The 13,594-nt window shown below is 52.7% G+C and carries 13 protein-coding genes; 3 read left to right on the top strand and 10 right to left on the bottom strand.

Annotated features, from left to right (window positions below):
• Positions 1-56: 56 nt before the first annotated feature.
• The 10 genes from NFS35_RS13720 to NFS35_RS13675 all read right to left on the bottom strand — a co-directional run bounded on the left by NFS35_RS13720 (position 57) and on the right by NFS35_RS13675 (position 10,855).
• A complete protein-coding gene (locus NFS35_RS13720; protein WP_251207688.1) occupies positions 57-569 on the bottom strand; it encodes a phosphoribosyltransferase in 513 nt (170 codons plus the stop codon).
• Entirely contained in the window at positions 562-1,623 is a 1,062-nt protein-coding gene (locus NFS35_RS13715) for an AAA family ATPase (RefSeq protein ID WP_251207687.1), read from the bottom strand. The genes NFS35_RS13720 and NFS35_RS13715 overlap by 8 nt, the downstream gene beginning before the upstream one ends.
• A gap of 347 nt (positions 1,624-1,970) precedes the next feature.
• The gene (locus NFS35_RS13710) at positions 1,971-2,807 is read right to left on the bottom strand and encodes a radical SAM protein (protein WP_251207686.1); all 837 of its coding nucleotides are present in this window, start codon (positions 2,805-2,807) and stop codon (positions 1,971-1,973) included.
• On the bottom strand, positions 2,804-4,138 hold the full coding sequence (locus NFS35_RS13705) for an ankyrin repeat domain-containing protein (RefSeq protein WP_251207685.1): 1,335 nt from the start codon (positions 4,136-4,138) through the stop codon (positions 2,804-2,806). The genes NFS35_RS13710 and NFS35_RS13705 overlap by 4 nt, the downstream gene beginning before the upstream one ends.
• Positions 4,139-4,448: 310 nt before the next feature.
• Positions 4,449-5,987 (bottom strand): RNA-binding domain-containing protein, encoded by a 1,539-nt coding sequence (locus tag NFS35_RS13700; protein ID WP_251207684.1) that lies wholly within the window; start codon positions 5,985-5,987, stop codon positions 4,449-4,451.
• Positions 5,988-6,055: 68 nt separating this feature from the next.
• Positions 6,056-6,748 carry an MBL fold metallo-hydrolase gene (locus NFS35_RS13695; RefSeq protein WP_251207683.1) on the bottom strand — a complete coding sequence of 231 codons (693 nt, stop codon included), beginning with the start codon at positions 6,746-6,748 and terminating at the stop codon, positions 6,056-6,058.
• Between the two features lie 182 nt (positions 6,749-6,930).
• Positions 6,931-7,752, bottom strand: coding sequence for an AAA family ATPase (locus tag NFS35_RS13690; RefSeq protein WP_251207682.1), 822 nt, complete (start codon positions 7,750-7,752; stop codon positions 6,931-6,933).
• Entirely contained in the window at positions 7,749-8,351 is a 603-nt protein-coding gene (locus tag NFS35_RS13685; protein ID WP_251207681.1) for a DNA-3-methyladenine glycosylase I, read from the bottom strand. Before NFS35_RS13685 ends, NFS35_RS13690 begins: the two co-directional genes overlap by 4 nt.
• 51 nt (positions 8,352-8,402) lie before the next feature.
• Positions 8,403-9,365 (bottom strand): alpha/beta fold hydrolase, encoded by a 963-nt coding sequence (locus NFS35_RS13680; protein WP_251207680.1) that lies wholly within the window; start codon positions 9,363-9,365, stop codon positions 8,403-8,405.
• A 122-nt stretch (positions 9,366-9,487) separates the two neighbouring features.
• Positions 9,488-10,855 (bottom strand): glycoside-pentoside-hexuronide (GPH):cation symporter, encoded by a 1,368-nt coding sequence (locus NFS35_RS13675; RefSeq protein ID WP_251207679.1) that lies wholly within the window; start codon positions 10,853-10,855, stop codon positions 9,488-9,490.
• Positions 10,856-11,086: 231 nt separating this feature from the next.
• On the opposite strand from NFS35_RS13675, the gene NFS35_RS13670 reads away from it, so the two are divergent.
• The 3 genes from NFS35_RS13670 to NFS35_RS13660 all read left to right on the top strand — a co-directional run bounded on the left by NFS35_RS13670 (position 11,087) and on the right by NFS35_RS13660 (position 13,557).
• Positions 11,087-11,431, top strand: coding sequence for a hypothetical protein (locus NFS35_RS13670; protein WP_251207678.1), 345 nt, complete (start codon positions 11,087-11,089; stop codon positions 11,429-11,431).
• 127 nt (positions 11,432-11,558) lie between these two features.
• Positions 11,559-11,708 (top strand): hypothetical protein, encoded by a 150-nt coding sequence (locus NFS35_RS13665; protein WP_251207677.1) that lies wholly within the window; start codon positions 11,559-11,561, stop codon positions 11,706-11,708.
• 232 nt (positions 11,709-11,940) lie between these two features.
• Entirely contained in the window at positions 11,941-13,557 is a 1,617-nt protein-coding gene (locus NFS35_RS13660) for a FecR domain-containing protein (protein ID WP_251207676.1), read from the top strand.
• Positions 13,558-13,594: the final 37 nt, after the last annotated feature.

The following is a 13,594-nucleotide window of genomic DNA, read 5'->3' as shown; positions in this document are numbered from 1 at the left end:
CTGAATCATGACCTGGACATTATCCCCTCCGCAATGCCAGAAAAAGACAATCCGCCTCACAGCAGATGAAACAGCCGCAAAGTCGTATCCGGCCCCACGCTCCCCACCTGCCTGGGAACCTCCCCGCCCACAAACGAATTCCCCGAAACCCGCACGGCGAACAGCCTCTCCCCGAACAACGGCACAGCCCGCTCATTCACCACGCAGCAGGCCGCGTAAACCCCCGAATCCCACACCTCCGTCAACGTCCTCCCGGTATTGATCACCGAATCCACCAAAATCACATGCCTCGTCCCAGGCCGCATGAACTTCTCATGCTTCGGATCATACAGCCCGAACCTGCACCCCATAGCCAGATACATCCCCTCCGCGAAAAATATCCCCCCGCGCAGCACCGCCACAACCGTAGTCTCCTCCGGCTCAAACTGCCCAAGCTGCCCTATCTGCGCCCCCAACGCCCTTCCCAGCTCCCTATGGGCTTCCACCAGCCTCGGCCCGCAGACCCCCGAGTCGGATTTCGTCATGGCAATCAGTCTCTCCACCTCTTCATTCCTCTTCAATTCATACATAAATCAACCCCTCCATATCCTTTCCCCTGAGGCTCCCGCTCACCGAGCCGTCCGGCCTCCTCACAAGGTACCCCACATCCGCCTGCCGCAGCATATAGTAATCATTCATGCTGTCCCCGTAGGCTATGACCCTCTTCCCGGCCCTCTGCAGCATCTTCGCGATGAAGAACTTGGTCTCCGCGGCCATCTCCCTCCCGCCATAGAACGGAATCTGCAGCTCTCCCGCGATGAAGCGCCATATCCGCTCATGCCCGGATGTCAGCAGGAAAGCGTCGCCCGCAATGCCATCCACGATCCTTTCATTCAGCCGGACAGGCATCTCCTCCAACTCCCCAACCGGATACCCCTCAAATTCCCTGTTCTGCTTCCACACCTGATATCCGGTGTAAAACTCCCCGTCAAAGACATGGGTTCTGTAGCCAAAGACCTCCTTGCTGCTGTCCTCCACGGCCAGCGTCCTGTCCCCATCCAGCAAAGTAACGGTATCCGTTCTGCTCCTCCCAAGAATCTCCTCCACACACCTTGCCGCAAAGGACACGCAGCTATAGCCCTCCGCAACCTCCCGGATGAATCCGATCACATCCGATATGTCCCCGAAAACATCCTCCGGCGGATTGTCAAGGACATAGAAATCCTTATCATGCTCATGGCAATACTGCCGCAGGCCGGCAATCTCCCTGTCCTGCCATGCCCCTATATCGTACTGCAGATAGTTCCGGTTCTTCCCGGAACCCTCCATCCGCGCCCGCAGCACAGCAGGCGACAGATACAGGTACAGGAAAACGTCATACAACTGTCCGTCCTCCTCCGTGAACACGGTCTGTTCGCCGAAGGCATAATGCCCGTCCATGATGAAATCCTCTCCCCCATGCCGCTCCCGCAGCCCGCGAGCCAGCGCTTTCCTGGCTTTCTCCCTGCCCCTCTCGTCCAGGCTGTCAAATTCCGGATTCCCTTCCCGCAGCAGACGGCTTCCGGCCAGGGTCTGCAGGAAGGGAATCCTGTCCAGAATATAGGTCTTCCCCGATGCGGGCATTCCGTACAATCCAATTTTCATAGCCACTCCTTCTACCACAATATGCTCCAGGAATCTCCAGGCCGCATATCACGGAGCTTACCGAAGCTCCTCTGAGCCGATTCCCCCACTGTTCTATTTTTGTCCTGCTCCAACGACTCCGATGCCGGATTCCGGCTCCCAAGATTCCGAGAACCTGTCACAGGCTCCCGGAACCACAAGCCTGTGGGTTATACTGCATAACGCTGAATGCTGCCTAAGGAATTGTCAAAAAAATATTTTTGACAATTCCTGCAAATTGCTTCGCAATTAACCGGAGCCAGAAATAATTCTTGAAGAGTTATTTCTGGACGGTGCCTAATGTAATCATGGGATTGAACCCGTCAGCGTTAGGCAGTATAACATCCCAGAAACTCCTTATAACAACAGCTTCGGTCAAATGTCAACGAAATCTTTTCCAGCTCTTCCAGGGATATCCCGCTGTCCCCCACCGGCGGCAGGTCGATGCAGTTCCCGCAGTAATACGTTTTACCGTTTGCAAAGAAATAATTATTCGTACCAGCCCCGCACAGGCCGCCGTACATCGTACAGTCCAATCCGCCCCGCCTGACCGGAAGCTCCTTTCCCGCCCTGTCCATGAAATCCCGGTATTCCCCCAGGGAAATCCCATATTTCCCAATCATCCGGGAAAAGGTCACTTTGGTTCCAAAAGGCTGGAAAAAGGAAATCACCTCTTCCGCGTTTCTCAGGCTTTCCCTGCCCACAGTGGCGTTGAAGGTAGGATAATGCCCTGTCGTCTGTCTATAGCGCTCCACATTCTCCATGGCCCGGTCAAAGGAATTGCACCGATACTTGTCGTGCAGCTCCTTGTATCCGTCAATGGAAAACCCCACATTGACCCTGTGCTCCTCCAGGAACGCCAGGTCTTCCTCCGGAAGCCTGACGGTGCCGTTGGTTATGGTATAGATTCTGACTCCCGGAGCGTCCTCTAAGTAGGCGATATAGGATTTCAGCGCCTGCCAGTCCAGGAAGCATTCTCCGTTTCCCACGAACCCGATCTTAAATCCCTTCTCCGGGCATTTCTTTTCCGTATATTTTTTAACGTTATTCAGTATTTCATATACATCCATTTCCGCAGCCTCGATTTTCCCCTTTTCATGGAAATGACAGTAGCTGCAGGCAAGGTTGCATCGGTTATTGATGGAGATGCATATCCTGTCAATCATGGCCTTCCGCGCCTCCTCCCCTCATTCTGGTTTTTCTGCCAGGTACGGTTCTTGCTCCTTCCGGTCTCCAGGTATTCACGGTAATGGTCTTCCGCGGTGTAGCCGTTCCTGTCCACGATCCTTTCATCCGCCCCGGCCGCCCGGATGATGTCCCGGCATTCCAGCCATCCCCAGTGGCACGCCTTCATCAGCGCCGTGTAGCCGTTCCCGTCCTGCTGGTTCAGGCTGATCCGCGGATCCGCGCACAGCTCTCTGACGAATTCCACCCGGTTGTCCCAGGCCGCGATCATCAGGGGCATGTTTCCGTCATTCTTCTGCCGTATCTTTCCGGCGTCATAGGGGTTCCTGCTGCCCACGTTAGGACTCGCTCTGCACTCATGGAGCAGAAATCTGAACATCTCGAAATCCCGGTTCTGGACAGCATGGGACAGAGGCGGAAAGTAGTATTTCCCGCAGTCTCTTCTGTCCACGTCCGCGCCGTGCCCAATCAGCCACCGGATTTTCTCTTTCCTCTGGTTCATGGGCTTTTTCCGGCACCTTACCACAGAAATGATGAGGGTGTTGCCCTCCGGCAGATAGGCGTTGATGTCCTCCCGATTCGGAATCGTCACCCCCAGCGCGCTCTCCATGTCCTCATAGGAATCCGCATAGTAGGCGTTGATTTTTTTAAGGCTCTGGATGTCCATCAGGTTCTGTTTCGTGACCATGTATTCCTCAAGGTACAGGGCCTTGACTGTGGCATGTCCGCTTAACCGCGCCGCGAATCCCGCGTCATAGGTAATGATGTCCACCCGGCAGTGGAACTCTTCGGCGGCCTTTTCCGCCATTTTTACAATCCGCCCGTCAGGATTGCCGGTCCTGCCTTTCCCCTGGCCGCCCGGGCAGTGACCTGTGACCACATTGGAATTGGAGCCGGAAGCGATACTCCTTAGAATCTGCCAGGCCTTTTTGGCCAGCTTTTTATTGTGGTCTTTGATGGAATCAAGCTCCTCCACCACGATATCCGGCACGATGACTCTGCTGTATTCTCTGCTCAGTTCGTCTATCAGCTGGCTGTTCTTCAGCAGCGCTGACGTGTCTGTTACTACGACTCTGTCTCCGCGTAGGAACTGGTCTTTCTGCCGGGATGTGAGCCCCAGTTTGTCGCAGTAATCATGGGCAAACCCCAGGACGGTCTTGTAGCTTACGTCGCCGCCGATTTTTTCCGCTCTTGATAAGGTGGATTTGTTGCATCCAATCAGCTCTGCCATGTGGGACTGGGTCTTGTGGTTCTTCTCCCGAAGCTCAATCATCCGCTTTCTCAGAAAATCTTTCTGTATCTGGTCATCCATGTGTACATCCCCCTGTCTCCTCTGCGTCCCATGTCTGTAGAATCTAGGAAAAGCATAGCACCCGGTTGCATTTTTATCAATATATTGTCTTACTTTTGCAACCGAATCACCATGATTGCAACAGGCCCTTCCGTATCCGGCATTTCCGCAACCGGAGCGGGGTTTTTACAACGATTGCCCTTGCCCTGTGGATGACTGCAACCGTTCCGGGATTCCCTGCAACAGAAAAGGACTCTCTACCGCCGAACTGGCCGTAGGGAATCCTTTTCTGTTGTCAGTGTGTACTCTTGAAACCATGCCATCTTTTTCTTTACAAATTATCCTCTGTAGGCAATACATATTTTTTAGTCTTATTTTTTCCTTCACCCCGGACAATACCGCATTTTTCAGCCTTATTCAATAGTCTGCTTGCTGTTTTAGTCTCTACACCTAACAACCTTGCCGCAATACCACTTGCAATTTCATGATTCTCTTCGAGATATATTATGATGGTTTTCATTCTATCCTTTTCCTTATCGGACATTTTATCGGACATTTTATCGGACATTTTATCGGACATTTTGCTGCTTTCACCAAATCCTTCCCTGATAAAAATCGTCGTTTCCAAATAAGTTCTTCTATCATCCGTCTCAAAGAAAGGTTTGGGAGAACCATTTTTTGACAATGCACTCAAAATTTTAGGGATACCAGTGCCTTGCTTTTCAGAAAGGTCTATCTCTTTAAAGAATTCACCAATTCTTCTGTTTCGATATTTTCTTGCCCTTACCTTTCCCGCAGCAAACTTCTCCATATTCATATATCCATCGGGACCAGGAAAATTTATAATCATAATTCGGTCAAGATATACCCTCACTTCCACTGGCACATCTTCTCTATAGGATTTATGAAATACCGCATTAACAATCGCTTCTTCCAATGCATTATATGGATAATTTACGCATTTTACGGATTTTTCCTGATTCTCAATCTTGACAGTCTTCTCAATAATGACATTTGTCTTAATATAATCCAATACATCTGTTACCTGTTTCCATATCGGGCCGGTAAATGTTTTTTCAAACATGATATTACCGGATTCCGCTTCTTTGGTATTGAACCTGACAAAATTAATTTGTGCCCCAGGTATTAACTTGTCTGGTCTTTCAGCAAACATTAGAATAGCAATATTTCTTAATTCTAAATCCGCATCCGTCTCATTAGCCACTTCCAGCGCTAACAATAGCTCGTCCATGTTTCTATTATTTATCTCAGTTGATAAGGAGCTATTACTATCCCTCAAAAAATCTTCAAGATATCCTCTTCTGATAATATCAATATTTGCTTTACGGTTCACCCGATCGTCAAACGGAATGGCATTGAACTTTTCAAATAATTCTGCGATTTCTCCCTGTTTGGCAATTGTCGTCAACGAAGCCGGCCTAATCCAATAGTACATTGTCTTATCCGGCTTATCGCTTGTCTTTTTGGAATATACATCCTTAGGTGCTCTGTACGGACCAGCATCTCCCGGCGAACATTTCAGATAAAGCAAGTGCGTATCCTTATCCGGATAATTTACAACTTCTATCTGTGGAACATAGCGTGGCTCAATCAAATTGCAATATTGAAAGATTTCTTGTTGTATTCCATCTAAAAGCTCCTTCGGAACACCCTTAGGGGGCAAAACAGGAACTCCGCTATCCTCCTCCACGCCTATGACAATATATCCGCCATTCACATTGGCATAATCATTGGCAAATGCACAGATAGAGTGTGTAATATCAGAGGGATTCCATCCTTCCTTGTATTCAACTCTATTTATTTCTACTACTTTACCCTCTAATAAAGTTTCTATTTTCAAAGGTATCATTAACTGTTAGACCTCCGTTCTCTTTTAACCGGCAAAGAACTGTCCCATAGATATGGACAAAGCCCCTCTCAAGCCTCCCCCAAAAAAGCCGCCACCCCCACATCATACCGCATGATCTTCCGCCCATGCATCTCGCTCTCCGTCCCCGGCACCTCGCCCCTGAGAACCTTTTCCGCCGCTTCCCGCAGTGTCGGAATCAAATCAGGGCTCACCGGAAAGCTCCCATGGGAGGGATACACCCAGTCAAAAGCACCCCTGTACCCCTCCAGCTTAGCCAGGCTGTGGATATAGGCATGCATCTCCCTCTGCACCCCGAACATGAATATCTGACCGTCCTGGACCAGATCCCCGCCAATCAATATCCTGGCATTCCTGTCCAGTACGGCGATGCTCCCCGGCGTATGCCCCGGCAAGGCGATGATCTCCAAAGACCTGCCGCCCAAATCCAGAGTCTCCCCGTCCCAGACCGGGAGGAACTCCCCTGTCTTCCCCTGGGTATTATAATAATTGGAAGCCTCCGCCGGATGCATGTAGAACATCGGGAATTCCTCATTGCTCCCCACATGGTCCCTGTCCCCGTGGGTGACCAGCAGCGACACCGGAAGCGCCGTCAGCCCCTCCGCAATCTCCCTGGCGTTCCTGACCTGCATGCCGCTGTCGATAAGCAGAGCCCTCTCCGCACCCTCCAACAGGAAAAAGCGCACCCCCGGCTCCTCAATCCGCCAGGTATGTCTGTCAATCTGTATCACCTGATAATCCATCCCTTATATCCTCCTAACAAATTTATTGAAAAAAATTTTCACTCTGCCACCCGAATCCCTTTACCTCTTAACCGCCATCGCTCCATATCCGCTCTTCTGTTTCCTGCCCTCCGCTGTTCCCGGGCTTCCGGTTCGTCCTCCGGCTCCCATTACGCCATTCTCCTACCTGTCAAAAACCCCTTCTAAGAATCCATAAAAAGCCCCCGATGCTTCTCAAAAAACGCAAAAAAGTACCGTACATTTTTAAGCTCCGTCCACCCCACCACTTCCAGATCCCTGGAGTCCAGATTATAAATCTTCGCCTGCAGCGTCCCCAGCATGAAAGGCGAATGGGTGGATATGATGAACTGGCAGCCCAGGAACCTTGCCATCCGGTTCAGCTTCTCCGCCAGCTTCGTCTGGTTTTCCGGAGACAGCGACACCTCCGGCTCGTCCAGCAGATACAGGGCATCCGGCTCCATATAGTCGTCCAGCATCTGTAGGGTGGTCTCTCCGTTGGAGTATTTTTCCTGGGCATATTTCAGGATTTCCAGTTTCTGTTCTGTGGCATAGGAGTTCCGGAATTCTTCTCTCTGCTCTTTCGCCAGCCCTCTCCGCACATGCTCGTACACATACCCGTCCTCCAGAATCTGCTCCTGTTGTATCTTCTTGATTTCGTACAGAATATCCTCGCTCTTGATATATCTGCTGCCCTGGGGAATCCGGCGCAGCGCCTTTCCGTTCTCCTCTTCTCCCAGAGCGTAGCTGCATCCCTTTATGAAGTTCAGGAAATAGGGAACTCTCCCATACTGGTTGCTGGTGGCGTACTCCAGGCCCTCCAGCCGCAGTTTATTCGCCATGATGTTCAGCATGGTGGACTTCCCCGAAGCATTCTCGCCGTACAGGACGGTAATCGGGGCAAACAGCAACAGCCTTTCCGCCTTGTCTGCGAACACATTATAAGGGTAAATATTGGGGTCGATGACCTTTTCATCCGAAAATAGAAAGCTGCTTAAATATATCATGATTCCATATCCCGTCTCTTCCGCGCCGTCTCCGCCCCGTCCATCACCTCCAGGTACCGGAAGCATCCCTCCACATGGTCATTCACCATCCCGCAGGACTGCAGATGGGCGTAAACTGTCACCGACCCCAGATACTTGAATCCTCTCTTCTTCAGATCCTTCGCTATTCTGTCCGACAGCCCGTTCCTCGCCGGAATCTGCCCTTTCTGATGCCCCATATACAGAATCATCTTACCTTTAGAGAACCCCCACAGATACTCGGAAAACGTGCCGAATTCCTCCCGCACTTTCAGGAAGCACCGGGCGTTGTGGATCACTGCTTCCACCTTGCGTCTCGACCGAATCATCCCCTCCGTATCCAGAATCCGCCGGATGTCCTCCTCCCCATAGGCCGCCACCTTCTGAAAGTCGAATCCGTCAAAACACTCCCGGAATATCTCCCGCTTCTGGATCATCATATTCCAGTTCAGCCCGCACTGCATGGCCTCCATCATCAGGTACTCGAACTGCTTTCGGTCGTCATGCACCGGCACGCCCCACTCCTCGTCATGGTACTTTACCATTTTCTCATTGCACAGACACCATCCGCACCGTTCCATATCTGCCCTCCTGCCTGGCATCTAAAAGCTTGCCATCGTTACATCTCACTCTCATTTTTCCAGAAAATCCAGAATCTCCTCCACATACACCCTCATATGGCTGTCATCGCTCATATAAATCTCATGCTTCGTCCCTGGCATCGGCACCATCCGGGCGCTTTTTACCTGTCCTGTGAAGATTTCCTGAGCCCCTTTGTCCACATAGTCCTCCTGTTCGGCCTGGAACACCAGCACCTTCCCCACGATTTTCCCGCAGTTTTCCTTATTCAATATGTATTTCGACATTCTGGCGGCCTCCCGAAGCCAGGAATAGGAAGCGCCGTTGGTCTGGAAGTTCGGCTGGCTGCGCCTTTTTCCGGCATAATATTCATACCGTTCCGCAGAGGTGGCGGCGCTGGTTTCGAAGGTCTCGTCCCCCCGATAAGCGTGATGCCCCGGAACGTAGGTTGCTCCCTTTCCCAACATGACCTGGATTTCGGCAATCCCCCGGGCTATGCCCAGGGGAATCCCTCCCGTCAGCGGCCGTATCATAGGCGAGCTCAACACTGCGCCCTCGAAGACAGAAGGATGCCATTCCATGAATGCCGCGCCTATCCCGCCGCCCATGGAATGGGCGTACAGATACCTGGGGAGCCCCTTGTCTTCCCGGTCTGCCACCTCTGTCGCCAGATAGTCCAAATCGGAGAGATACTGTTCAAAGCGGTCGATGTGCACCAGCGACAGATCCTCCTGTCCCCTGGCAGAGCGCCCATGCCCCCGCTGATCCATGATGTACACCTGATATCCGGCCTGAAAGAAATAATATATCATCTCAACGTATTTCTCGGCGGATTCAGAGAACCCATGAACCATTGCGATGACGCCTTTTGCATCCTCCTTCCGGTAGCTTTCATAATAGATTTTATCCTGACCATTATCAGGACAGAAGAAGCCGCTGTGTCGGTGTTTTTTTAGAAAAGGAACCACTTCCTTCTCCATCCTGTCCCGGTAGTCTGTCTCTGTGATAATTTCCATACGGTTTTCCGTCTCCTTATTCAGTTTGGCATCTGTCCCGCCAGTACCCGGACATGGGCATAGAATTTCCGGCCGCGAAAGGAATGCGTCCGTAAATCCTCTGGGACACTGGACGGGGCAGGTCACTTCGCGCCTTTCCGCAGAGCTTCCCCGATTTCTTCCATTTTTTCATCTGTCAGGCGGAATTTTTTACCAAAGAACACTGCCGCGGCCGCCAGGCCGATTACCGGCAGCACCGTCATGGTCAGCCGCAGCCCCATCACAGACTGCACGGCAGCCACCGCTTCCGCTTCTGTATTGTCACTGATCTGGAACACCGCCAGGCAGACAGACGCCAATAGCGCCGCCACGCCGGAGGCCAGCTTCACCACAAAGGTCTGCATGGAGAAAATCACGCTCTCATCCCTGCTGCCGTTCTTCCACTCCCCGTAATCCACGCTGTTCGCCAGAAACACGGTGGTCAATATGGTCAGGAGCCCATTGGCCCCAAAGATGAAAAAGCCGGGTAGGAACAGCAGGAACACATTGGACATGTTCGTACAGGCCAGAATCAACAGCACCACATACCCCAATACCGCCATGCCCAGTCCGGTGCGGAATACCTGGACGGTGGACAGAAATTTCCGGATCAGGGGATACAGCAGCATCATGGACAGAATCTGCACCCCGCCGCCAAAGGTATTGAACAGGGTATAGGCATTCTGCCAGCCCTCGCCGCCGAAATCATATTTAAAGAAATAAATCACCAGATTGCTTGTGAGGTAAATGGAACAGTTGATCAGCACAATGGAAATCACCACCGTCATGGCCTGGTCATTGCGGATCAGCGCCCGGAACATGTCCCCGATGGAATTTACCGGCATGTCCACTGTGGATTTCTCCTTGATGCACAGGCACATCAGTACTGCCGTAAAGGCAAAGAAGACCGCCACAATCAGCGCGAACCATTTGAACCCGATCCTTTCGTTCCCCTTCCCCAGGAGATACACCGCCTGCATGGTGATTACCGTCACCAGCGCGCTGCCTATGCCCGCACATGTCCTTCCCAGGGTGGAAAGGCCCTCCCGTTCCCTGCTGTCCCTGGCAAAGGCCGGAATCATGGACCAGTAAGGGATATCCATCATGGTGTAGGTCACGCCCCACAGGATGTAGGCGGCGGAAATATAGACCAGAAGGGGATTTCCCTCCAGTTCCTCCGGCACCGCGAACATGGCGTAAAGCACCAGCGCATTGACGATCGTCCCGCTGAAAAGCCACGGCCTGAACCTGCCGAACCTGCTCTTCGTCCTGGCCACCAATATCCCCATCACCGGGTCGTTAGCTGCGTCGAACACCCTGGCCGCCAGCAGCAGAATGCCGGTGAACACCGCGCTGACTCCCAGGATATCTTCATAAAAGTACAGAATATAGCTGGCTGTCAGCATGTAGACCATATCCTTCCCCACTGCCCCGATGCCGTATGAAATCTTTTCTTTCGCTGTTAAGTTCATTTCATGCCTTCCTTTCTACTTTATTTTTTAGTGATAGATGAAATCTGTCCTGTGTTTTCCATCTTCTATCATATCATTTTCTACTGATATTTGTCCATAAACAGAAAAGTCAAACAGCTTTGACGCTCAAAAATATTTCATAAAAAAACCTCCCATTTTATGGGAAAAAAACTATTTTTTCGCACACCCATAAAAGAGAGGAGGTCTTACCATGAAGCAGGAATAAAAATAATGCGAAAGGATACAAGGGAACACCTGGAGCAGTTGGAGCTCGCATGCGAACTGGCAAAGCTGATCCGGCACTTCTTCCCAGGCCTTGTGCCGCTGCTGAAGAAGCTCCCAGACCCAAGGAACCAGAGCTATACCACATACCCCGGGGCGGTCCTGCTGATGACCCGCATCCTTTCCTCTATATTCTACATCAGCAGCATGAGGAAGACAAGTGAAGAATTCAATTCGGACACGGTAATTGAAAATGTGTGGAGCCTTTGTGGGGAGGAGCCGGCCGTGGACGAACTCCCATACTGGGAGGCCATCGACCACTATCTGAAGCGGATGGACCCATGTGGGCTATAGGAGGCCATAAACAGCCTGTGCCGCAGACTGCTGCGCAGCCGTGCCTTTGAGGACATGCGCATCAGGGGGAAGTACCGGCAGGTCATCATCGACGGGACGCAGCTGTACAGCACGCGGGGGGAGCTGGATGGAAAGAGCCTGTACCGCATCCACCAGAAAGAGACAGAGCAGGGAGCAGAGGCATCAGAGGGTGCTGGAATCATTCAAGAAAGTGCGGCTGAAAGAAAACAGGGAAGAGATTGCAAGAAGGATCCGGATCGGGCTGGAGCCAGAGTAAGGCAGAGTGTTGGAAGGGGGTGATGGCAGGACGGAAGGGAACAGATAAAGAAGCATATCGGGCAGAGTGGGGAAAACAAAAAATCCTGATGCTCTAAGAGAAGATATAAAAGTTTAAGCGTCAAAGCTGCCCACACACAGAAGCAGATTTGACAATCACAGACCCGGATGCTATACTTTATCACGAATGCCATACAAATAAACACATCATAACGCAAAGGAGCGACACCCCAATGATCCGAAAACATAAAAAATCCCTGCTTGCCAGACAGGGAACCGTTCTGCTTCTGATACTGTCCCAACTGGCGGCCCTCACCGCCTGCGGCGGCAACAGCGCAAAAGCCACCACCATGCATCTGACGCGCACCAGCGGACAGGTAGCCGTCTCCGACGGTGACGGGGAGGACGTGGCTCTGCTGGAGAATCTGGGGCTGTACAGCGGTTACGGAGTGGACACCCGCCGGGAGAGCTTCGCCTGGATCGACCTGGACAGCGTGAAGCTGACCAAAATGGACCAGAACAGCGAGATTGCCATCCAGAAAGAGGACAAGCAGCTGGAAATCGAAGTCAAGTCCGGCTCCCTGTTCTTCCATGTCACCGAACCCCTGGCTGAGAATGAGACCATGGATATCCGCTCCTCCAGCATGGTGGTGGGCATCCGCGGCACCTGCGGCTGGGTGGAGGTGCCGGACGAAAGCCATATGAACCTCTATCTGCTGGAGGGAAAGGCGGAATGTTCCGCCGGGAGCCAGGCTTCTCAGGTGTCCCCCGGGGAGATGGCTTCCATGACCGAAAACGGACAGATTGAGGTGCAGCCCTTCACCGCGAAGGATGTCCCCGCCTTCATCGTGGAAGAGGTGGAACAGGACAGCGCCCTTGCCCAGGCCATCCTGGACGTCTCCGGCCTGGACATCCTCCATCCGGCAGGTCCGGTGGAACTGGCCCTGGAACAGTACCGTGCCATCATCAGCCAGGCAGATACGTATGACTACGATTCCGTGGATGAACCTACCGGCGCTTATCGGTACGCGTTGGTGCCCATGACGCCGGATGCAGACGCGCCCGCCCTCCTCCTGGAGCAGGACACTGCCTTCGGAATCAGCTCCATTCTGGTATTCCAGTACGACACAGACAGCGACAGCGTCCTCCAGGCCGCCGATACGCTGTCAGAGGGAGTGGGCGGCGTCGGAGGGTATCGGGGCAGCCTCTCCGCCGCAGGGGATGGGAACGGCCTTCTGAGCACAGAGTTCAGCAGCGGGACTGGCATGGGCTCCACCTCGCGCACCACCCTGGACGGTGACAGGCTCCGGAGCGAAGTTATCTGGGAGGGCAATATCTTTGACGATACGGACACGGCTGCGGATGAAATCGGCTTTCTGGACATAGACTGGCACGACATCGGCGACACCGCTGCCCTGGACAGTTGGACGCCGGGCTCTGCGCCTGCGGAACCCGCACCTACAGAGCCGGAGGACGCGCAGGACACCGAACCCGCACAGCCCACAGACGGAGACCGGATCGTGTTCACAGGGACGCTCGGGGCCTACAGCTACAGCGATGTCCTTGCGCTTCAGGAAATATCAGATCCCAATCCCGGCAGCGACCAGGGAGAGACATACTGGCTGATTGTGCTGGATACGCCCCAGGGCATGACGCTGCGCAGTGGGGACGGATCGGGCAGTCATGAGGGAGAGGTCAGTCTGATTGACGTCACCGGAGCCGACGGCCTGGAGCAGTACATCGGACAGAGCCTCACCGTCAGCATCGATGCCGACGATACCTGGTGGCCCAGCGACACGTCACTTCCTATAGGACAGCCCCACACATCCGATGTCCATGTGTTGCAGTAAGATATACTGCTTAACAGTTAAAATTTCCCAGTAATCT

Source organism: Acetatifactor aquisgranensis (assembly GCF_943193215.1).
Taxonomy (GTDB): domain Bacteria; phylum Bacillota; class Clostridia; order Lachnospirales; family Lachnospiraceae; genus Acetatifactor; species Acetatifactor aquisgranensis.
This window is presented reverse-complemented; position numbering and strand designations above follow the sequence as displayed.